Annotated in this window: 20 protein-coding genes; 19 read left to right on the top strand and 1 reads right to left on the bottom strand. The window is 42.4% G+C overall.

Annotated features, from left to right (window positions below):
* The first annotated feature begins 137 nt into the window (after positions 1 to 137).
* The 11 genes from LJD61_RS18315 to LJD61_RS18265 all read left to right on the top strand — a co-directional run bounded on the left by LJD61_RS18315 (position 138) and on the right by LJD61_RS18265 (position 11,900).
* Positions 138 to 1,355 carry an IS110 family RNA-guided transposase gene (locus tag LJD61_RS18315; RefSeq protein ID WP_255229007.1) on the top strand — a complete coding sequence of 406 codons (1,218 nt, stop codon included), beginning with the start codon at positions 138 to 140 and terminating at the stop codon, positions 1,353 to 1,355.
* 176 nt (positions 1,356 to 1,531) lie between these two features.
* Positions 1,532 to 2,485, top strand: coding sequence for a PIG-L deacetylase family protein (locus tag LJD61_RS18310; protein WP_255229006.1), 954 nt, complete (start codon positions 1,532 to 1,534; stop codon positions 2,483 to 2,485).
* A complete protein-coding gene (locus LJD61_RS18305; protein WP_255229005.1) occupies positions 2,460 to 3,614 on the top strand; it encodes a glycosyltransferase in 1,155 nt (384 codons plus the stop codon). The genes LJD61_RS18310 and LJD61_RS18305 overlap by 26 nt, the downstream gene beginning before the upstream one ends.
* Positions 3,598 to 4,089, top strand: a complete 492-nt coding sequence (locus LJD61_RS18300) for a DUF4330 domain-containing protein (protein WP_255229004.1) — start codon at positions 3,598 to 3,600, stop codon at positions 4,087 to 4,089. The genes LJD61_RS18305 and LJD61_RS18300 overlap by 17 nt, the downstream gene beginning before the upstream one ends.
* A gap of 12 nt (positions 4,090 to 4,101) precedes the next feature.
* Positions 4,102 to 4,512, top strand: coding sequence for a hypothetical protein (locus LJD61_RS18295; RefSeq protein ID WP_255229002.1), 411 nt, complete (start codon positions 4,102 to 4,104; stop codon positions 4,510 to 4,512).
* 11 nt (positions 4,513 to 4,523) lie between these two features.
* A complete protein-coding gene (locus LJD61_RS20625; protein ID WP_255229001.1) occupies positions 4,524 to 5,771 on the top strand; it encodes an O-antigen ligase family protein in 1,248 nt (415 codons plus the stop codon).
* 15 nt (positions 5,772 to 5,786) lie between these two features.
* Positions 5,787 to 6,890: a polysaccharide pyruvyl transferase CsaB gene (csaB, locus tag LJD61_RS18285; RefSeq protein WP_255229000.1), complete on the top strand. Its 1,104-nt coding sequence runs from the start codon at positions 5,787 to 5,789 to the stop codon at positions 6,888 to 6,890.
* Complete coding sequence (locus tag LJD61_RS18280) at positions 6,887 to 7,618, top strand: WecB/TagA/CpsF family glycosyltransferase (RefSeq protein WP_255228999.1); 732 nt, start codon at positions 6,887 to 6,889, stop codon at positions 7,616 to 7,618. The genes csaB and LJD61_RS18280 overlap by 4 nt, the downstream gene beginning before the upstream one ends.
* A gap of 87 nt (positions 7,619 to 7,705) precedes the next feature.
* The gene (locus LJD61_RS18275) at positions 7,706 to 8,533 is read left to right on the top strand and encodes a transketolase (protein WP_255228998.1); all 828 of its coding nucleotides are present in this window, start codon (positions 7,706 to 7,708) and stop codon (positions 8,531 to 8,533) included.
* The gene (locus LJD61_RS18270; protein WP_255228997.1) at positions 8,533 to 9,468 is read left to right on the top strand and encodes a transketolase family protein; all 936 of its coding nucleotides are present in this window, start codon (positions 8,533 to 8,535) and stop codon (positions 9,466 to 9,468) included. The genes LJD61_RS18275 and LJD61_RS18270 overlap by 1 nt, the downstream gene beginning before the upstream one ends.
* A gap of 38 nt (positions 9,469 to 9,506) precedes the next feature.
* Positions 9,507 to 11,900 (top strand): Lon protease family protein, encoded by a 2,394-nt coding sequence (locus LJD61_RS18265; protein WP_255228996.1) that lies wholly within the window; start codon positions 9,507 to 9,509, stop codon positions 11,898 to 11,900.
* Positions 11,901 to 12,268: 368 nt separating this feature from the next.
* Here LJD61_RS18265 and LJD61_RS18260 read toward each other — a convergent pair whose 3' ends face one another.
* A complete protein-coding gene (locus LJD61_RS18260; protein WP_255229040.1) occupies positions 12,269 to 12,829 on the bottom strand; it encodes a 5-formyltetrahydrofolate cyclo-ligase in 561 nt (186 codons plus the stop codon).
* A 155-nt stretch (positions 12,830 to 12,984) separates the two neighbouring features.
* On the opposite strand from LJD61_RS18260, the gene LJD61_RS18255 reads away from it, so the two are divergent.
* The 8 genes from LJD61_RS18255 to LJD61_RS20420 all read left to right on the top strand — a co-directional run bounded on the left by LJD61_RS18255 (position 12,985) and on the right by LJD61_RS20420 (position 21,279).
* Entirely contained in the window at positions 12,985 to 13,533 is a 549-nt protein-coding gene (locus LJD61_RS18255; protein ID WP_255228995.1) for a LiaI-LiaF-like domain-containing protein, read from the top strand.
* A gap of 349 nt (positions 13,534 to 13,882) precedes the next feature.
* Complete coding sequence (locus tag LJD61_RS18250) at positions 13,883 to 14,620, top strand: LytR/AlgR family response regulator transcription factor (protein WP_255228994.1); 738 nt, start codon at positions 13,883 to 13,885, stop codon at positions 14,618 to 14,620.
* Positions 14,617 to 15,903 carry a sensor histidine kinase gene (locus tag LJD61_RS18245; RefSeq protein WP_255228993.1) on the top strand — a complete coding sequence of 429 codons (1,287 nt, stop codon included), beginning with the start codon at positions 14,617 to 14,619 and terminating at the stop codon, positions 15,901 to 15,903. The genes LJD61_RS18250 and LJD61_RS18245 overlap by 4 nt, the downstream gene beginning before the upstream one ends.
* A gap of 165 nt (positions 15,904 to 16,068) precedes the next feature.
* The gene (locus LJD61_RS18240; protein ID WP_255228992.1) at positions 16,069 to 18,036 is read left to right on the top strand and encodes a metallophosphoesterase; all 1,968 of its coding nucleotides are present in this window, start codon (positions 16,069 to 16,071) and stop codon (positions 18,034 to 18,036) included.
* A gap of 145 nt (positions 18,037 to 18,181) precedes the next feature.
* Complete coding sequence (locus LJD61_RS18235; protein ID WP_255228991.1) at positions 18,182 to 18,340, top strand: hypothetical protein; 159 nt, start codon at positions 18,182 to 18,184, stop codon at positions 18,338 to 18,340.
* Positions 18,341 to 19,124: 784 nt separating this feature from the next.
* Positions 19,125 to 19,316, top strand: coding sequence for a hypothetical protein (locus tag LJD61_RS18230; RefSeq protein ID WP_255228990.1), 192 nt, complete (start codon positions 19,125 to 19,127; stop codon positions 19,314 to 19,316).
* Positions 19,317 to 19,370: 54 nt separating this feature from the next.
* Positions 19,371 to 19,940, top strand: a complete 570-nt coding sequence (locus tag LJD61_RS18225; protein WP_255228989.1) for a hypothetical protein — start codon at positions 19,371 to 19,373, stop codon at positions 19,938 to 19,940.
* 196 nt (positions 19,941 to 20,136) lie between these two features.
* The gene (locus LJD61_RS20420; protein WP_303740827.1) at positions 20,137 to 21,279 is read left to right on the top strand and encodes a murein hydrolase activator EnvC family protein; all 1,143 of its coding nucleotides are present in this window, start codon (positions 20,137 to 20,139) and stop codon (positions 21,277 to 21,279) included.
* The last annotated feature ends 36 nt before the right edge of the window (positions 21,280 to 21,315 follow it).

Below are 21,315 nucleotides of genomic sequence, written 5' to 3'. Positions count from 1 at the left end.
TTGTCACAATGAGGTCGACTCAGAATTTGTAAGTATCCCTGTTGCAGCACCACAAATTGTCCTCGAAGGACGTATAGCAATGTAGCTATTAAGACAGGGATAACGCCATAATTATTAGTAGCAAAGGAGAATTCTTTATGCAAACTGTTTATGAGCGTTGTTGTGGGATTGATGTACACAAAAAAGTTATTGTTGCCTGCTTCAGAAACGGGAATAAAGCAGAGCTTCGTAACTTCGACACCTTAACCCATAGTCTCAAAGAGCTTGGTAACTGGCTCCTTGAAAATCGTTGTCAGATGGTTGCCATGGAAAGCACAGGTGCTTACTGGAAACCTATCTACAACATATTAGAGTTACTAAACCTTGATGTCATGGTTGTTAATGCCCATCACATGAAGAATGTTCCCGGCCGCAAAACTGACGTTAAGGATGCGGAATGGATTGCCCAATTGTTACAACATGGTCTTTTAAGGGCAAGTTACATTCCTGACAGAAAACAACGTGAACTTCGCGAAATAGCACGTTACCGCAAGAACATGATTGAAGAGCTTACGAGAGAGATTAATCGTCTCGAAAAAACACTAGAAGGTGCTAACATAAAGCTAAGCTCTTTCGTTTCTGACCTTACTGGTGTAAGCAGTCGCAAGTTGCTTGAACAGGCTCTCGTCGGAGAAGTAAATAAAGAAAACATCGGGGATTTGATTCACCCCTCTATGCTAGAAAAAAAAGCGGATCTTCTTCTAGCTATGGATGGTTTTCTTTCGCCGATACAAAAGCAGCTTGTTAAAGCCATCTTGGATCATATCGATGATATGACCAAACGTATCAAAAATCTTGATGACATCATTGATAACCAGATGAAAGACTACGAAGATGCAATCAAAAAGATTGATGAACTATCAGGCATTGGCAAACGCAGTGCCGAAGTCATTGTTTCAGAGATAGGAATAGACATGAGCCGTTTTCCTACCGATGCACACATAGCTTCTTGGGCAGGGCTATGTCCTGGAAACAACATAAGTGCCGGCAAGCGTAAAAGTGGAAAAAGCAACAAGGGCAACAAATATTTAAAAAGTATACTTATTCAGTGTGCAAAAGCAGCTAAAAATGATAAAGATAGCTTTTTCCATGCCCAATATGAACGTTTAGTCGTACGGCGCGGTGCAAACAGAGCAACTGTTGCAGTGGCACATTCCATGCTTATTGCAATATATCACATGTTAAAGGACAATGTTCGTTTTAAAGACTTAGGCAATGATTACTATACAAAGTTCAATGCAGAGGCAAAAGCCAAATACTACATTAGAAAGTTACAAGAATTAGGTATGTCAGTTCCCGTTTCATTGGCCACCTAAGACCATATACCACTCATTTTACAGTTTTGGAGTGGTGAATGAGCCACTCTTAGTTAATTGCGGCTTTCTATTGAGTGTATTCATAACAATGACAGGAAATGCTTTCGTTTATCGTGGCGTAGGTAACATATGAAAATTCAGTGATAAAATTTTTGCGGGGGGTGGATATCTAAGATATGAAGGATATATTAAAGAAGCTGCTTGCAAAGCCTGTAAAAATTATTAACAATATGGTGTTAGGCTTGTATCTGCGCTTTGTAAAGGCAAGAGCCAAAGGGATCAAAGAGATAGACCTTGCAGGGAAAAAACTGCTGATACTTGCACCGCATCAGGATGATGAAATTTTAGGCTGCGGCTGCTTGATAGAAAAAGCTTTAGAGAGCAAAGGCGCTGTAAAATGTGTATATATGACAGACGGCTCCCGGAGCGTAAGCGATGAATTGACTCCTGATGCCATGAAGGAAATGAGAAAATTGGAGGCAATGAGACTGGCTGAGAATATGGGCATGGAAGAGCCGGTATTTCTTGGATGTCCGGACGGGTCCTTGAAGCCTGATGACGAAAGGGCGATAAAGGATGTTGCAAAAACCATAGATGATTATAGGCCTGATGCAGTCTTTATTCCATACTTTTTAGACGGGCATAGCGACCATACCGCAGTAAGCGGCATATATCTTGCTTCGTTGAAGATGTTTAGAGGCCATAAGGAATACGATACCTATTGCTATGAAATCAACTCTCCAATAAGCGTCTATGGAGTTTCTCACTATTTTGACTGCACCGGATACCTGGAGGCAAAATCGGATGCCATGAGTTTCTACAGCTCTCAGACTATGAGCTTTGAATCCATATTTGCCATGAATAGGCTTAACAGGATTTTAGCCTCATCAAAAGAAGGGGCTGAGCTGTTCAAAAGAATCGAATTAAGAACCTATGAAATTGCTTATAATAAATATAACAAAGACAACAGGATTTCATCCTCCTTCAGACAGATGTACAGCATATATTTTATGATACCGGCATATTTTAAAGGCTTAAAGATAAAGAAGGAGATTGCTTTGTTTCAAAATGCGGGGGCTGACCCGGTTAGGAGGGTAGAGGATAGTGAAAAAGGTGCTGCACTTAATTAGCGGTGGGGATGTAGGCGGTGCAAAGACTCATGTTTTAACTCTGGTCAAAGAATTGCAGAAGAACCTGACCGTAAAGATAGTATGCTTCATGGAAGGGCCTTTTGCCCAGGAAGCGAGAGATATGGGCATAGATATAATGGTACTTCCTCAGCAGCGCAGGTATGATTTGAAGGTCATAGATACCTTGGTAAAGCTGATAAAGGATGAAGGCTTTACTTTGATTCATTCCCACGGCGCGAGGGCTAATTTTATCACCAGATTCATCAAAAACAAGCTTCCAATCCCTTGTGTTACAACAATACATAGTGATTTTATGCTGGATTTCAAGGGAAATTTGTACAAGCATATAATTTATACCAACTTAAACGTATTTGCGCTCAAAAAATTTGATTATTTTATTGCTGTATCTGAAAGCTTCAAGGAAATGCTGATAGGAAGAGGCTTTCCTGCGGATAAGATTTTCACTGTGTATAATGGTATGGATTTTGATGAAGATATAAGCTATAAAAGCCGGGAAAAGTTTTTGGAAGAAAGAGGCTTAATAAGCTTAAAGGATAAAAAGCTTATCGGTATTTTGGCCAGGCTTCATCCCGTCAAAGGGCATGAAATATTTATTAAAGCCGCAGCCGATATACTAGCCGCCAATAAGGACATCCATTTTTTGATTACAGGCGAATCCACAGAGATGCCTGCCTTAGATGATCTTATCAAGCAGCTTGGCATAGAAGACAATGTTCATTTTATAGGCTTTGGAGATGCTCCCTATGATATTTTGAATGCTATTGATATCAATGTGCTGACTTCTTATAGCGAGAGCTTTCCCTATGCGCTTTTGGAAGGCGCCAGGCTGGAGAAGCCGACGATATCATCAGCGGTGGGAGGCATACCTATGCTTATAGAAGACGGAGAGAACGGGTACTTGTTTAAGGCCGGCGACAGCAATGAGCTGAGCAGGAAGCTAAGCCTTATGATTGAAGATGAGGCAAGGAGCAAGGCCATGGGAAAAGCTCTGTACAAGAAGGCTGACAAGAACTATTCTCTGAAGAATTTAGCTTTAAATCATATAAATATATACGATATTATGCTTGAAAACAAGAAAGAGAGGAATACGGATGAAAATAATAGATAAAAGGGGAAGACTTTTCGGATTGATAAACATCATCGATCTGTTTATTAGTATTGTATTGATAGCTCTTATAGGATTTGGCGCTTATAAGGTATTTAAAGTAAATCCTACCGTTGCGGTGAACACTGAAAAAGTGACTATGGTGTATATGATCCAGGAGGTCAGGGATGTGACCTATAATGCTATTGAAGAAGGCGAAATTGCCAAGGACTATGACAAGAATACCGTCTATGGTAAAATTGTAAAGAAAGAGGCCCTGCCTGCAACGAAGATGGTCAATACTGCTGATGGCAGGATGGTTGAGGCAGAAATACCAAATAGATTTGATGTCAAGATATATATAGAAGGCGACGCTGTAGTAAGCAAAACCGGAGTATATATGGGAAATCAAGAGGTAAGGGTAGGTTATCCCGTAGCCGTAAAGGGAAGAAAGTTCGGAGTAAGAGGTTTTGTGTACGATTTGATCATGAATGAGTAAGGGGATTATGGCATGTATGATAACAGTAAAATAATATCTTTTGCTATGAACCTTGGTGATGGGTTTGAGAAAGCCTATAGATATAGCTATTTTTGCAAATTTACTAAAAGCATCAGGCACTCCTTTAAAAATATATGGAGTGACAGTGTTTTTGGGCAGATGATGAGTGGAATTTTCAATATCGAGACCCAAAGGAATTCGCTATCCTATAAGCTTTTCACACAGTCATTTTTGGCTGTGGCTGATTTTTTCAACAGCAAATTCAGTCTGGAGCAGGGGATTGCAGAGAGCAAATATATTAACCTGATCAAAAGGATGAAGCCATCAGGTGCAAGGGCTCAAGCTAAAGAAAGCATAGCAGGAATTGTATCCGGCAGCATTTTTATGAGATGCCTGTATGAATTCTGGGAAGGTATGGACTAGGAGGTGTTTGTGTGGAAACTGCTTTAAAGCTGTTGGGAGGTATTGGGATCTCCGGTTTAACTCTCAATAGTCCGCTTTGGGGCTTATATGCTTTAATTATAGCATTGCCTTTTTTACCTAACGAAGCCACGCTGATATTTGCAGCAGTGGTGGTATTTTCGTTTTTCATCAAGACTGCGGTGAACAAAGAGAAAGATTTTGTTAAGGATCCGGTTGCAATGCCTTTGATGGCTTTTGCACTGGTTCAGATAATCACCACGCTCATATCCGTTGAACCCGTGCTGAGCGCTCAAAATCTTGTGGTAAGCCTTGTGAGTCTGGCATTGTATTTTGTGATTGTCAACACATTAAAGACCAAAAAAGACTTTGATAAGGCTATGAAGATTTTTATTATTACTGCATTTATATTGTCCATCTACGGGATAATGCAGTATTTCACCCTTGGAACTACCAGCAAGGCCTGGGTCGATGTGAATTTGAACCCTGATTTAGAGACCAGGGTAGTGGGAACCTTCGGCAATCCAAATGTCTTTGCCGAATATCTGGAGCACATATTGCCTGTTGCGATAACATTGGTATTTGTATACAGGAAATGGCTTAATAAAATAATCATGGGATCAATAGCCGGTGTTATGTTCGTATGCCTCGTATTAACCTTTTCCAGAGGCGGTTACCTTGGATTTGTTTCTGCCGCCATGCTGTTTGTATTATTGAAGATGGCCAAATTTATCCCTCTCTTTATTGCAGGAGGCATAGCTGCTATACCGCTTTTGCCTAATGTAGTCCTGCAGAGGATAAATACCATAGGCAATGTTCAGGATACTTCAAATGCCTATAGGACATATATATGGGAAGGCACCATCAATATGATAAAAGACTTCTGGATCACAGGCGTGGGTTATGGTTATTGGGCTTTCAAGAATACTTTTCTGGAATACGGCATAAAAGGCAGCAGGGCATGGCATAGCCATAATATGTACCTTGAGATCATGGCTGAAATGGGTATATTCGGCATGTTGACTTTTATCTGGGTGGTTCTTTCGATCTTTATATCAACAATAAAGTTTGCGAAAAAGACCAAGGATAGATATTTCAGTTACGTTTCTGTAGGGCTTTTAGGCGGTTTTTTATCAATAATGGTTCATGGTATTGCAGAGCATATATTATATATGCCCAAATCTGTAATACTTTTTTGGATGTTTGCAGCCTTCATATCTGCTGCGAGAAATTTAGGTGCCAATTTGCAGGAAATGCAATAGATAGGAGAGCGTTGTATGAAGAAAGTAGTGATTTCAGGATACTATGGATTTGGCAATAGCGGCGACGAAGCAATCTTAAAGTCTATAGTTCGGGATTTTCGAGAAATCGACCCTGATATTCAGATAACGGCCTTATCCAACAATCCCGCCAAAACAAGTGCCGAATATGGGATAAATGCAGTAAACCGGCTGAACATTAAAAGCATAGCTCAGGCCATAGGCGGGTGCGATTTGCTGCTGAGCGGCGGGGGCAGCCTGCTGCAGGATGTGACAAGCACCAGATCCTTATTGTATTATTTATCCATTATACGTATCGGCTTATTGTATAATAAAAAAATCATGCTCTATGCCAATGGAATAGGTCCTATAAGTTCCGGGACTAATATGAAAAGAGTAAAAAAGGTAATTGATAATGTAGATATGATAACACTAAGGGAAGAGGACTCGCTGAAGCTGTTGAACAGCATGGGTGTGCAGAAACCGAAGATAATGGTAACGGCAGATCCGGTGCTCACTACTATGCCTGCGGGTAAGGAGACTATAGACGCAATCTTTAAAAAAGAAGGATTGCCCCTTGATTCTAATTATATAGGAATAAACATCAGAAAGTGGAAGCTGTCCAGGGATCTTGAGGTGCAGCTGGCTGCTTCTCTGGAATATATATATAAAAAGTACAATTTGCTGCCTGTTTTTATACCCATGTATCAATCAGATACAGAGGTAATGATAAAGACAGCGGAAAAAATGAATGTGCCCCATAGGGTTTTATCAAAAACCTATGCGCCGGAGGAACTGATCGGTATAATGGGGCATATGGAGCTGGTAATAGCTATGAGGCTTCATACCCTTATATACTCTTCCATCACTGCAACGCCTATGATAGGCCTCATATATGATCCCAAGATAAAGGGTTATCTGGACTATATAGGCCAGAGCGATGCCGGCAATGTAGAAAGCATAAGCAGTGATATGATAAGCATGAGGGTTGATGAAATAATGCAAGGTTATTGGGATAAGAAAAAGAGACTGGAAAATACTATGAAAGTCATGAAGAAAAAAGCTAAAGAAAATGCAGCTTTGGCCTATGAACTGATGAAAGCTGAGAAGGTGGGAATATGAGGGATACTGTTGAAATAGTAGGAATTAATATAGACAAAGTAACCTTTGAAGAGGCAGAAGATAGGCTTTTGGATTTTTTGCGGCAGGATGAAACGAAGATGATCTTTACACCAAACAGCGAATTTCTTGTTGATGCAGTGAAGGACCGTGATTTTTCAGAGATACTGAACGACGGTGACCTGGTCATACCTGACGGCATCGGCTTGGTCATAGCCTCAAAGTTTTATGGTATGCCGCTTAAAGAAAAGGTGGCAGGCTGCGAGCTTATGACTAAACTGATTGAAATCGCCTATTCTGAAAAGAAAAGCATATATTTCCTTGGAGGAAAAGAAGGAGTGGCAGAGGAGGCATCACAAAGACTCAACGATAAATATCCGGGCATAAAAATAGCAGGCTTTCATAATGGGTACTTTGATGAGGAAGAGGAAAAGAATATCATCGATGATATAATTCAGAAAAGGCCGGATATAATATTTGTGGCTTTGGGGGCCCCAAAGCAGGAAAAATGGATTTATAATAACAGGCATAGATTGGGCGCTAAGATTGCTATGGGCGTCGGCGGAAGCCTTGATATCCTTGCCGGAAGATCTAAAAGGGCACCCGAGTTTTATCAAAAGACCGGCCTGGAATGGTTGTACAGGCTGCTGAAAGAACCCAAAAGATTCTTTCGAATGCTGAAGCTGCCCAAATTTATAGCCCTGGCTTTTTACGATGCAAAGACAAGGTGAATTGCCCCGAAGGGGCAAGAGAAGGTGCCCTGGGGTACAAGGTGAATTGCCCCGTAGCCCTGAGCTTCTAATATTAAGGAGGTAACTATGGAAAACAGAGTTTTAGGAGAATTAAAAGCAACTGCAAATGCTATTCGCAAAGATATAATTACGATGCTTGCTGAGTCAAAATCAGGTCATCCGGGAGGATCTTTATCGGCGGTTGAGATTTTGACCTATCTTTATTTTAAGGAAATGAATGTAAACCCAAGCAGCCCTAAGGATGAAAACAGGGACAGATTTGTACTTTCAAAGGGTCATGGAGCTCCGGTGCTATACAGCACCTTGGCTGAGAAAGGATATTTCCCCAAAGAGGAACTGATGAAGCTGAGGAAAACAAATGCAATGCTTCAAGGCCATCCGGACATGAAAGGCACACCGGGAGTGGATATGTCTACAGGCTCATTGGGTCAAGGCTTATCTGTTTCAAACGGTATGGCTCTTTCTGCAAAGCTGGATAACAAGTCTTACAGAGTATATGCACTCCTTGGAGACGGAGAGCTTCAAGAAGGTCAGGTATGGGAGGCTGCTTTGACCGCAGCGCATTACAAACTGGATAATTTGACCATATTTATAGATCATAACGGTTTGCAGATAGATGGAACCAATGAAGAAGTAAAGAATGTAAATCCTATAGAAGATAAGTGGAAAGCTTTTGGTTGGCACACTATTTCCATAGACGGCCACGATCTGCTGCAAATAGAAAAGGCTGTAGAAGAAGCTAAGGGTACTAAGGGCAAGCCTACCGTCATAATTGCAAGCACAGTAAAGGGCAAGGGAATTTCCTTTATGGAAAATGAAGTAGGCTGGCACGGTGTAGCCCCAAATGCTGAGCAGAAAGAGCAGGCCTTAAAGGAATTGGAGGTTTTGAAATAATGGGTAATATTGCAACTAGAGAAGCCTATGGAGCGGCTTTAGCAGAACTGGGCGAAAAATATAAGAATGTGGTGGTTTTGGATGCCGATCTCTCAAAATCCACCAAAACCCATGACTTTAAGAAAAAGTATCCTGACAGATTTTTTAATATGGGCATATCCGAGCAGGATCTTATAGGGACTGCGGCTGGCTTTGCTACCTGCGGCAAAATTCCTTTTGCCAGCACCTTTGCCATGTTTGCAACAGGCAGGGCTTTTGAGCAGATAAGAAACTCCATAGCATATCCCAGGCTAAATGTGAAGATCGCTGCTACTCATGCAGGGATTACATTGGGAGAGGACGGAGCATCCCATCAGGCCATAGAGGATGTGGCGATAATGAGGGCAGTACCAAATATGACTATAGTCAATCCCGCTGATGCTCTGTCTGCCAGGAAGGCCATAGAAGCAGCAATACAATATAACGGACCTATGTATATAAGGCTTGGCAGGCTTGGAGTGCCTGAAGTATATAAAGAGGACATAGATTTTACAATAGGAAAAGGGATATTGGTAGAAGAAGGCAAGGATGTGACCATAATCGCTGCGGGTTTTATGGTTCATCTGGCCATAGAAGCATCCGCAATGCTGAAAGAAGAAGGCATAAGTGCAGAAGTCATAGATATGCATACCATAAAGCCCATTGATAAGGATCTAATAATTGGATCAGCCAAAAAAACAGGAGCAATTGTTACCGCTGAAGAGCATAATATTATAGGAGGACTTGGCGGAGCAGTAGCCGAAGTGCTATGTGAAGAATATCCCGTACCTGTGGTACGAGTGGGTATAAAAGATGTATTCGGCCAATCGGGGAAACCTATGGAGCTGGTAGAATTATACGGTATCAGCGCCAAGGATATTGCTGCAGCAGCAAGACAAGCAATAGCCAAGAAGTAGATTTTGTTAACGGAAAAGCTTTAGATAGGGGGGTCTCCATGAGTAGATATAGAGAATTAGAAGTCGATGAGCTCACTAACAGATGCAGATGCGAAGAATTGGGCTTTCAAACCACAGAAGAACTGGAGCCTTTGGATGGCATAATCGGCCAAGAAAGGGCAGTTTCCTCCATGGAGTTCGGCCTTACCATAAAAAGAGAGGGCTATAATATCTTTGTAGCAGGCTTGACGGGTACAGGCAGGAGCAGCTACACAAGGTCCATAGCAAAAAAAATAGCTGAAACAGAGAAGACTCCTGAGGATTGGTGCTATGTATATAATTTTAGAAATCCGGATCGCCCCATCGCTATTAATCTGCCTTCCGGTACAGGAAATACCTTTGTAAAAGACATGAAGAAGCTTGTAAAGATGTTGAGGATGAAGATACCCAAGGCCTTTGAGGGCGAAGAATATGAGAAGCAAAAAAGTGAGATACTGCAGGCTTTTCAAGACGAAAGCTCAGATATAATGGAGTCTTTCAATAAATATGCCCAGGACCAGGGCTTCATGCTTAAAAGAAGTGAGCAAGGGCTCCTTACCATTCCCGTGGCTGACGGTAAGCCTATGGAAGAAGGAGATTTTATAAATCTGGATGTCTCTAAAAGAAAAGAAATAGAAGAAAAATCCTATATTGTACAAAAAAAGCTTATGGAGTATTTAAAGCAAGTGAGGGATATGGAGAAGTCCGCCAGGGACAAGGTAGAGCAGCTGGAGGGAAAGATTGCCCTTATAACCGTTGAGCAGCCTGTCCGAGAGCTTATAGAAAAATACTCAGAATTTAAGAATGTAGTAAGCTATCTCAAAGCTGTACAAAAGGATATGATTCAAAATATTGAAGACTTCAGAAAAACTGATAAGAAGAAAGAAGAAGAGATAGATATTCTGGAGAAGATCAATGCTAAGGATTTCACATTAAAATATAAGGTAAACCCGATAATCGATAACAGGGAGACTAAGGGAGCGCCTGTGGTCTTTGAACCTCATCCCAAATATTACAATCTTCTGGGCCGGATTGATTATGAAAGCAACATGGGGGTTGTTACTACCGATTTTACAAAAATAAAGCCGGGTTCAATCCATGCAGCCAATGGAGGGTACTTGATAATCAATATGTCTGATATCGCCAAGAGCCCTGAGAGTTGGGACGGCCTTAAAAGAGCATTAAAAAACAAAAGCATAGCTATAGAGAATATTTTTACAAATACGGGTCTTGTTTCAGGAGGCCTGAAGCCGGAGCCCATACCTCTCAATTTGAAAGTTATATTGCTCGGGAACAGCTATCTTTATCAGATGCTGTTCAGCTATGACGAAGATTTCAGAAAGCTGTTTAAAATAAAAGCAGACTTTGACATGGAAATGGTTTCAAGCCCTGAAAATATTGATAAGTATTCAAGATTTATCAGCTCTCACTGCCGGGAAAAAAATCTTATGCATTTCGATTGCACAGCAGTAGCCTATATAATAGACTACAGCAGAAGGCTTGCAGATCACAAGCATAAGCTTTCCACAAGATTTAATGATATCGTGGAGATATTATATGAAGCAGACGCTTGGGCAAGGATAGCTGCATCTGATATCGTCAGGGATGCGCATGTGAAGAAGGCCATAGAGCAGAAAAGATACCGCTCAGGCAGAGTGGAAGAAAAGCTGCAGGAGCTTATTGATACAGGAGTGATACTTATTTCCACCGCAGATACCATGGTAGGCCAGGTCAACGGGCTATCGGTGATGGATATGGGGGATTATGCCTTCGGCAAGCCCAGCAGGGTCACCGCCACAACCTTTGCAGGGGATAAGGGTATTACCAATATTGAGAGAGAAGTGGAGATGAGCGGCAGCATACATGATAAAGGCGTACTGATCCTTTCCGGTTATCTGGGAGAAAAGTTCGCCCAGGAGTTCCCGCTTACATTGTCCGCTCATATATGCTTTGAGCAGCTGTATGACGGAGTGGAGGGCGACAGCGCCTCTTCAACGGAATTATACGCATTGCTGTCCAGCCTATCTGATGTGCCTATAAAGCAATATATAGCCGTCACAGGCTCCGTAAACCAAAAAGGCAAGATTCAGCCTATCGGCGGGGTTAACGAGAAAATAGAGGGCTTTTTCCAAAGCTGCAAGCATAAAGGCTTAAAAGGCAATGAAGGGGTCATTATACCCCATCAGAATGTGGATAATCTTATGCTGAATGATGAAGTGATCGAAGCCATAGAAAAAGGCTTGTTCCATATTTATCCCATAGCCGACGTAGAGGAAGGCATCGAGATTCTGACGGATATACCTGCAGGCAAAGCGGATGAAGACGGAAATTATCCTGAAGGAACTCTCTACCGCCTGGTGCAGAAGAAAATAGAGAAATATGCCCGATTGGTCGAGGAATTTGACGGGGAATGAGGGTTATAGAACTCAGGATTCAGAACTCAGAGCTCAGGAGATTCCAAGGCATTCCTTTGGAGCCCTAGGTTGTGGAGAACTTCGTGAAAAAGTAGCAAAAAAGCAAGCCACTCTGCAATTGCAGCTTGCAGAGTGGTAGTTAACTAATCCACTTACAGGAGGCAACCACATCATGTGGCGGTCTCTTTAATATTATTATACCAAATCGAAAAAATTAATCAATAGACAAAAATTTTGCAAGCTATTCACAAAACAACCTACTTTCGCTCTCGCAACTAGATAATAAAACCCTTCCGTGTTTTTTCGTGAAAAATTCCGTGCCTTTCAGTGGTTTCCGTCCCCTGACCTGCTCAGATATACATACCGTTCTACTCATGGCATCGGATAATTTCCTTTTCAGTGATTATGTAATCCATAGGCACATCATGGGGATCGGGTGCGATATGATCAACAAGCTGGAAGGAATAACAAATCGCGATCTTTACTATGTCCTTCTTCAAGGAAGAGAAGAATTTGTCATAATATCCTCCGCCGTAGCCGATCCTGTTGCCTGCCTTGTCAAAAACTGCACCGGGCACAATAGCCAGATCCAATACCTTTCTATCAGAAATCCTGATCGAATCCTTTGCAGGCTCCAATATGCCCATCCTGTTAGGGCGCAGCTTATCCCAACCATCAAAGCTGCATAATACTACTTCCCTTATTTCCATATTGCATATAGGAATATAGACCTTCTTTCCCTTTTGAAGGCAATCATTGATAATAGGCTTAGTAAGGACTTCTTTGTTAAAGCTCAAAAATGAAAATATATTTTTTGCTTCAGCATACATAGGAGTGCTAATAAGCTTGCTTTTTATCTCTTCACTCCTTGAGGCAACCTCTTCAATACTTATCGAATCCCTTAAGGACAATATTTCTTTCCTTGTCACGTTTTTCAAACATATCATCTCCTGTTAAAATGTGTTCTCACACTGTATCATCACATATATACTGTTATTATACAATATTTCAACCATACAATCAGACTTTTCCGCATTGAAGGCGTATCATATAATGACACGAATAGTTGATGGAGGTTTTATCGATGAAAAAGAATCATAATATATTTATTGGCGGGCTGTTCATTATAATCGGTACGCTGTTTTTACTCTCAAACCTTGGCTATCTTAACTTTTCTTGGAGCTATGTATGGCCGCTGGCTCTTTTAGTACCCGGTGTTTATCTGCATATATCCTTTTTTACAGGTATGGATAAAAACCCAGGCATATTAGTACCCGGAGGGATACTGGCCACCTATGGATTGCTTTTTTATGCAAATGTAGTATTTGGATGGAATATCATGGCTGACCTCTGGCCTGTATTTCTCATAGGCATAGCAATAGGCTTGCTGGAGCTGTATCTATTCGGCAGCAGGGACAAGGCCTTGCTAATTCCTATCACAATCTTAGGCGGGCTTGGGTTGATTTTCTTGACTAATACCATATATATTCTCAACAGAAAATATTTAGCGCCTGCTTTCCTTATAGTTCTTGGAATACTCATATTGCTCAAAAGCGACAGGAGACAAAACACTCAGAGCAGACCAAAACCTGATGGCAGTGAAATTATAATAAAAGAAGAAAAGCAAGAGTAGGGAACAACATAAACAAAAAGAAGAAAAGCCGCAGGATTTTGAAGTCCTGCGCTTTTCTTCTTCCAACGGTCGGCGTTCAGCATTTTGTCCCGTTCTGTGCTGATTTCCTGCTCCAGCTTGTCAGACAGGCTTTCCGACGCCATATGCCTAAAGGCTTTGCGGAACAGCTTATCCGCATCTGTAATTTTTTTGTGTATGCTATTGAAACCATACGGATATTCGTATATGATATATTTTGTATTTTTATATTTACATGTAGGTGAAACGGTTGAGCAGTTTGCAGGAATATATCTCGGTGCGAGAAGCCTATTGACCCCCGAAAAGAACATACCATAAGGAAGTGACCGCCATGCTGCGTATTGCTATCTGCGATGACCAGCCGAGAGAACTGGAAATCATAAACGAATACATAACAGAATACCTTGACACTAATACATTGGAAGCAGAGATGAAAGAATTTTCTCACCCGGATAAATTGCTGACCGCCATTGATGCAAAGAGCTTTCACATTTACATACTGGACATTGTCATGCCCATGGTGAGCGGCTTGGAATTAGGCAAAGAAATACGCCGCCTTGACCGTGAGGCGCAGATTATCTACGCCACCACCGAGCCGCAGTTTGCCCTGCAGGCATACGCCGCAAGCCCCATCAATTATCTCATTAAACCCATCGAAAAGCAGCAGCTGTTTGATACGCTGACTCTCGCCATCTCCAAAGCAGATCTTGCGGAAGAGCAGACATTTGCCGTCAAAACCGCTGACAGTCTGCGGATAATTAAGCTGTCGGACATCGTCTGCTGTGAATACCGCAGCCACGCTGTCATTTTCAGCTTGACAAACGGCGAGGAAGTGCTCAGCCGTACTATTCGGGAGAATTTTTCGGAATATAGCTCGCCAATTTTGAAGGACAGGCATTTTCTTCAATGTCACACCTCGTTTGTGGTCAATCTGCGTCGGGTGGAGCGCTTTGCCAAGGACAGCTTCACGCTGTGCGGCGGCAAGATTGTCCCTATTGCAGCAAAGCAATACCCTGCGGTGCGGGATACATATATGGACTACCTGATGGCAAAGGGGGTACAGAAATGAGCGGGCTTTTTCCTGACTTATTGCGGGCGGTAATCTCCACCACCGCCAATGTCCTGCTGATGATGACGCTTTTGCAGCCGAAATATTCTAAAAAGATAACGCTGCTGACCATGCTCGGCATTCTTGCCGCCGATTTGGGCACGGCGATTTACTGCTATCTCAGCGGAAATTTGACCTTGCTTTCAAAGCTTGATATTGTTCTGTTTGCGGTGCTTTGCTTTGCGGTGCGGCCTCTGTTCAAAGACACCTTCATGCAGTGGCTGTTTTCCTATCTCACCGTCCAGAACATCAGCGACGCTGTGATTATCATCAGCTTCATCGGCTCAAGGCATTTGCCTTATCCTGCCTATGCCAACTCGCTGCTGCGCCTAGCCCTGTTCGGCACTTTTCTGCTTATTTTATCGCGCCATGTGCGTCCGCTGTATCGGCAGGCGGTGGAGCATTGGACGGCGTACTTCGCCGTGGCACTGGGCATTTACATCACGTTCAACCACTATGTACTGTCTTCGGACGACATTGTCGTTACCCTGACGGAGCAGGCGGTACCGCTGCTTCTGGTAATTTTTATCGGACTTGCCGCCTACGGCTCCATTTTTCTCTCTCTCAAAAATCTTCAGCGGGAGTTTCGGGTCAAGGAAGAAAACCGGAAAATGCAGGTGGAGCGAGAATACCTGCAACTGGCCGCAGGAAATATGTCCCGGCGATTGGAGCTTATGGCGGAGGTGTCGGCGCAAAACAGCCGCGCCGCCCATGACCGCCGCCACTTCAACAATGTGCTTCTGGAGCTTTTGGAGCAGGGAAAAACCGGCGAGGCTTACGCTTTGCTGCAAAGTCAAAATCAAGCTGCGCACAAAATCAGCAAGGTCTACTGCGAAAACCCCGCCGTCAACGCCGCCGTCTGCCACTATGCGGGCCTTGCGGAGCAGGCAGGTATACGGTTGGAGATCGCGCTGGATATTCCGGGCAATGTGACTGTTGATGCGCTGGAGCTTTCCATGGTGGTTTCAAACCTGATGGAAAACGCAATTCAGGCCTGCGAAAGGCTGCCGAAAGAACAGGTCCCCTACCTCCGCTTCACCTGCCGAAGCGTGGGGCGGCTGCTGCTGGAAATGGGAAACCCTTGCGCGGAGGGCACCTCACTCGACGAAAGCGGCTATCCTGTCGCCTGCAAAGAAGGCCACGGAGTCGGCAGCAAAAGCGTCATCACTTTTGCGAAAAAGTATGACGGCGAGCTGATGTATAGAATCGAAAACGGCGTTTTTCGGGTACGCCTTCTGGTGTGAGAAAACATAGAGTTCAATTTGTCAAGAGCGAATTTTAAGTGAATAGATGGTTTTTTAAGTGTAAAAATGAACTTTTTAAGTGTAAAGGCTCATTTTTTCTTTTTTTTGGGTTATTCTTAGGACGAAAATTTACAAAATATTATTGAAATATTGGAGGAAATGAACATGAAAAGAAAAATGCTCTCTTTACTGCTGGCGTCCTGCATGGTGATTTCTTTGGTGCTGCTCACCACAGGCTTCTCGCCGAATACCGGAGCGTCAGTTTCAGACGCAGCGAAGGGCACCGCAGCTTTGTGGGGTGCCGGCAACACAAGAGACAAGATCGTCGTCATAAGCGATATTCACCTCGGCATCGATGACCGCTATACAGAAACACTGAAAAACCGTCCGCTGCTTATAGAGTTCTTGCGGCGCCTGCAAAGCACAACAGATGTGCGAGAGCTGGTCATCAACGGTGATTTTTTGGACGAGTGGTTTTTGCCGGTCTATTATCCCAGCTACACGGATGCAAGACAGTTTTACAAGGACGTGATAGCCAACAATCAGGACGTTATCGACGAGTTGAACAATGTGGCCGACAGTGGGATAAAGCTGGTCTACGTAATCGGAAACCATGACATGACGCTGGAGGCCGACGTTTTGCAGGAAGCGATCCCTAAAATCGTTCAGGCCAGGGATGCCGAAGGACTCGGCACTTATTACACAGGCGACCGAAACGAGATCGCAATCGAACATGGTCACCGTTACGATGTGTTTTCCGCTCCGGACACGGTCACCAACGCGGAGCTGTGCGGCAATGAGGACACCATCCTGCCGGCAGGCTATTTTTACGCCCGCTATGCAGCGACGTGGGTGCTGGAAGGCCGGCCGAAAGTTGAAAAGGATTTGCCGGTCGTTACGATCGTACCGGATAAAACCGATACGGACCAGTACGGCGCTTATATTTATTACTCGCTTCTCAAAAACATCTCCGCTCGGATGACACCCAACGAGAGCCTTGACGAGAAAATATTCGATATGCATATAGCCGGATTTGACGATGCGTATACCTATCTGGATTTCTATCCGGCGCAGCAGGCGGACGGGACGATTTCCGCGCCGGTGCTGTTTAAGAATATTCAGCGCACATGGGACGAGCGTCAGAGGCTTAACAACGTCAAGGTTCCCAACAGCTTTTTACAGGCGGTCTCCGGAACCTTGGACTGGGAGTATTTTTTCAGGCAAGCAAAGGCGCAGTATCTGGATAATGCGAAGGAAAAAGTGGATGTGGTTGTGTTCGGTCATACCCATGTGCCTACATACCGATTTACGGGCGACGGGAAATACTACCTGAACGAAGGAACCTGGATCGACCATAACACTGACTATCCGGATGCCACCAGAACATTTGCGGTCATCACTACCGGCAATAAGGATACGGCCGCGCTGTGCCGCTTTATGGAGGATGGCTCTGTTACCGATATTGGCGCCAGCATCAGCAAGGCAGATGTGACATTTGATTACAAAGCGGTTGAAAACTACGGCGATGACGACACGCAAGCGCGTTATGTTGAAGTGAGCGGGTTAGCAGATGATAATATACAGGCTAAACTTAATGAGGAATTAAAAACTTTCTGCCTCTGGCCGACTTTTGCTGCTGAAAGCAATACCACATACGACATTATGCCTGTTTTTGAAGTTGTAGCCGGGGACTTGCTGAGCATAAGGACATATAATACCGCCTATACCGCGGGAGCGGCTTACCCTGTCAATTCAATACGGACACAGCTTTTCAGCTTGACTGCGGGCAATAAGGGTGCAGGGAATCTGTGGGATTTCATAAAGGACAAGAATGCGTTTAAAAAACTGGCACTTGACGGCAGATTCGGTCTGACAGTTGCGGGAGTTGACGGTGAAATTACCGAAGAATTCAGGATGGCGGCGTATAAAAAACTTGCAGAGAGCATTGGCACTCCTGAATTGGCAACGCAATTTTACTTTGGCGACGGAGGCAGATTGAATGTATGGTGCGACGGTGAAAATCACGCGACAGGGGACTATTGGCTGTTTGATATACCTGTCGTAGATTTAGAAGGTCTTGCAACCGACCGATTGCTCCCCATTATTGAAACTCTGAAGAATCTTAGCAATTGAAATTTGGGTATGCAAATTTGAAAATAAACGGCAAGCCGAAGTATTCGAAAAAATATCACTGTATTCTCGCCTGAAGGAGTGTGATGGAATGGAAAAGCGCAGGCGTGAGGATGCACCGCTGAAAGCCCCCAATACTGAGGGTAACGTGTGGCCAAAGCAGGTTTGCCCTGCCTTTGAACCGAGAGCCGATACTCCCGAAGGGCTGCGGCAGTGCTGGTACTGCCGGTATGCCGACTTTCATCTGGACAAGCCCCGCGCGCTGGATGTGGGCGTATGCTATTGGCCGAAAAAGATATCAAAATAGGAGGGTGGAAACTTATATTGGTTTCCACCCTCGCTTTTCCGTATTCAGTTTGCTTTTCTCATAATATTTGGAATACTCATATTGCTCAAAAGCGACAGGAGACAAAATGCTCAGGATAGGCCAAAACCAGATGAGAGTGAAATTATAATAAAAGAAGAAAAGCAAGAGTAGGGAACGCATGCAATGCGCTCCTTGGTTTCTTCTAAAGAAAAATATTTCTTATCAAATACCAGGCTATAGGTATCATCTATAAGTAGTACCTATAGCTTAGGTAATTTTTTGCTTTGTCTTTATAAAAGCCGAAATATATCGAATTGTTGTAAGCTTATAGCGGTTACATTTTAGGGGGATTTTCCATAAGAACATAGAATTGTGTAAAAAGTAATAATATTGATTACATGGAAGGCGGCTAAAGCTTCAGGTATTATTATCCATAGAGGAACCAAACAAATCTGATCTACTAGAAAAATATAGACAAGGAGGAGATCGGCAGAAGAAAAAGTTTAATGTTAATCTGCATAAACCCATGACTGTGGTCACATATCCTCTGAATTGGAGAAAACTATCAGGAAACTTAAACCAAAGAAGATCGGACCTATGCATATCTTTGAAGAGGGACAATCTGCCGACTTTAGCAGCAATGTAGCGCTGGCGGATGATGGGGTGGGTATGAGCTATGACATTTTTTATAACTGTTCAACGAAAAGCTAAATAGCTCGAAATAAGCCTAGAAGGCTATAGCAATCTATCAAAATAGGTATAAGTTGGGAGGTATATAATAAAAATGCTTAAAATACTTGATAGTTATAATAGAAAAGAAAGGAATTATGTAGCTAATTATTGTTTGTCAGGTAATATACAAGGTTCACTAAAAGTACACGATAATTTTATTAAAGAAATTGAAAAGTCAATTGGTATTGATAATAAATTTATTTATAAGGAATACTTTGCAGCTCTTGAATATAACTTTGATTAGCTATATGCTAGCTTACAAGAGTATGATGCTAATAATAAAGGAAATGTTTTCCTTATGCCCCAGCCTGGGGTATTAGATAATTTTATTAGAGGAATAAATAATTTTGACACAGATTTATTAATGGTATTTTATCAAAAAGGCACGGGGAAATATGATTTCTGCTTTCTAGAAGCTAAATATGAGCAAAAATGGAATAATGCTCAAATTTGTAATAAGTTATGCTTGCTAGAGACACTGTTTAAGCAAGGCAATTACGGTTTTGTAGGGGATGTATATTATATTTTCTATTCAGATGATATAAAAAGAAATGCAGCAGCTATACAATTTGCAAAAGGAAGAAGTATACAATTTCAAGGATTTAAAGGGTTTTATGGAATAGATGTTAATCCGGACCCATATGGGCAAGGCATTATAGAAGCGTTTAAGAAAAATTCAAAAATTGAAACCAGTGTCCTGGCTGAACATGCAATTTTAGGAGGATTCAATTTCAATACAATATCATCTCAATTTAGAGATGATTTATCAATAAAATTCAATATTAAGCTTGGTAATTTTTTTACTTCGATCGATTACTCGTTTAAAAACATTTATAATAGAATAAAGATATTATCTATTTTTACATAAACAAAAACATGCCCGGCGGATTGCCAGGCTTGTTTTTTTATGGCAATTTATAAAGATTTATAAAGGATTCTGGGTTTCTTTGTAGAAGTCATAGAAGATAGAGGAAGAGTTGTCGCTTATTTATAGAAATGGGAAAGGTGATCAAACTCTTTTTGAAGGAGTATTTTTAGAATATTGTCAACAGGAGGATCTGTATATGAGGATGCGCAGAACTATCGTTATGACTCTTGCTTTAATTTTTGTTCTTTCTGTTATACCTGTTTATGGACAAAATCCCATAGATATAAAGAAGCTCCAAAAGGATTTAGATAATACAGAGAGAAAGATAGAGCTTAATAAGCAGGAAAAAGTCAAAAAGGAAAAAGAAAGCAAAAGTGTATCAAACCAAATACAGGAACTGGATAGAAAGCTCGAAGAAGCCCAGAGCAATCTGGAGCTTGTGGAAAGCCAGCTTTCTGAATTGGAAGGGCAGATAGCCATAACCCGGAGAGAATTGGATAGAGCAACTGAAGAAGCGGCTAATCAAAAAGACCTGTTGAATAAAAGGGTCAGGGTGATGTATCAAAACGGCAGCATCGGATATCTGGCGGTCTTGCTGAACTCTGCCAGCTTCAGCGATTTTATATCCAGGATGGATTTGCTGAGAAAAATAATAAACCATGATGTAAATCTGTTAAAAGAAAGAAAAACCTATAGGGATGCTGTTGATGAAAAGAAACAGCAGCTTGAGAACGAACAGCAGCAAAAGGAAATTCTAAAAGCAGATATGAACAATAAAAAGCAAGAAGTAGAATCTGCAAAAGGTGATAAGGAAGCACTGTTAAAGGAAATATATCAAGATTTAAAGGAGCTTGACAGATTAGAGGACAAACTGCTGGAAGACTCGGCTCAATTGACCAGGATGATACTGGCAGCCCAATCCTCAGATAAATATGTAGAAGGAGAGATGACCTGGCCTTCACCGGGATACACTCAAATAAATGACTATTATGGTTATAGGAATCACCCGATATTAAAGAAGAAGAAATTTCATACGGGACTGGATTTAAAAGTTCCGTCAGGGAGCAAGATCGTGGCTGCCAATGCAGGAAAGGTAATTCTCGCCAGAAGCTATGGCGGCTATGGGAAGACAGTGATCATAGACCATGGAGGCAAGATCTCTACACTATATGCACATAACTCCAAGCTTCTGGTAAAAGAAGGAGATAAGGTTGCAAGAGGTCAACAGATAGCCAAGTCCGGCAGCACGGGAGTGTCAACAGGGCCGCACCTTCACTTTGAGGTGAGGGTAAACGGAGCTCATACCGATCCATTGCCATATCTGAGGAAGAAGAAATAAGCCTGGCTGTAAGCCGGGTTTATTTTTTTATGGTAA

Source organism: Lutispora saccharofermentans (genome assembly GCF_024363565.1).
Lineage (GTDB): Bacteria > Bacillota > Clostridia > Lutisporales > Lutisporaceae > Lutispora > Lutispora saccharofermentans.
This window is presented reverse-complemented; position numbering and strand designations above follow the sequence as displayed.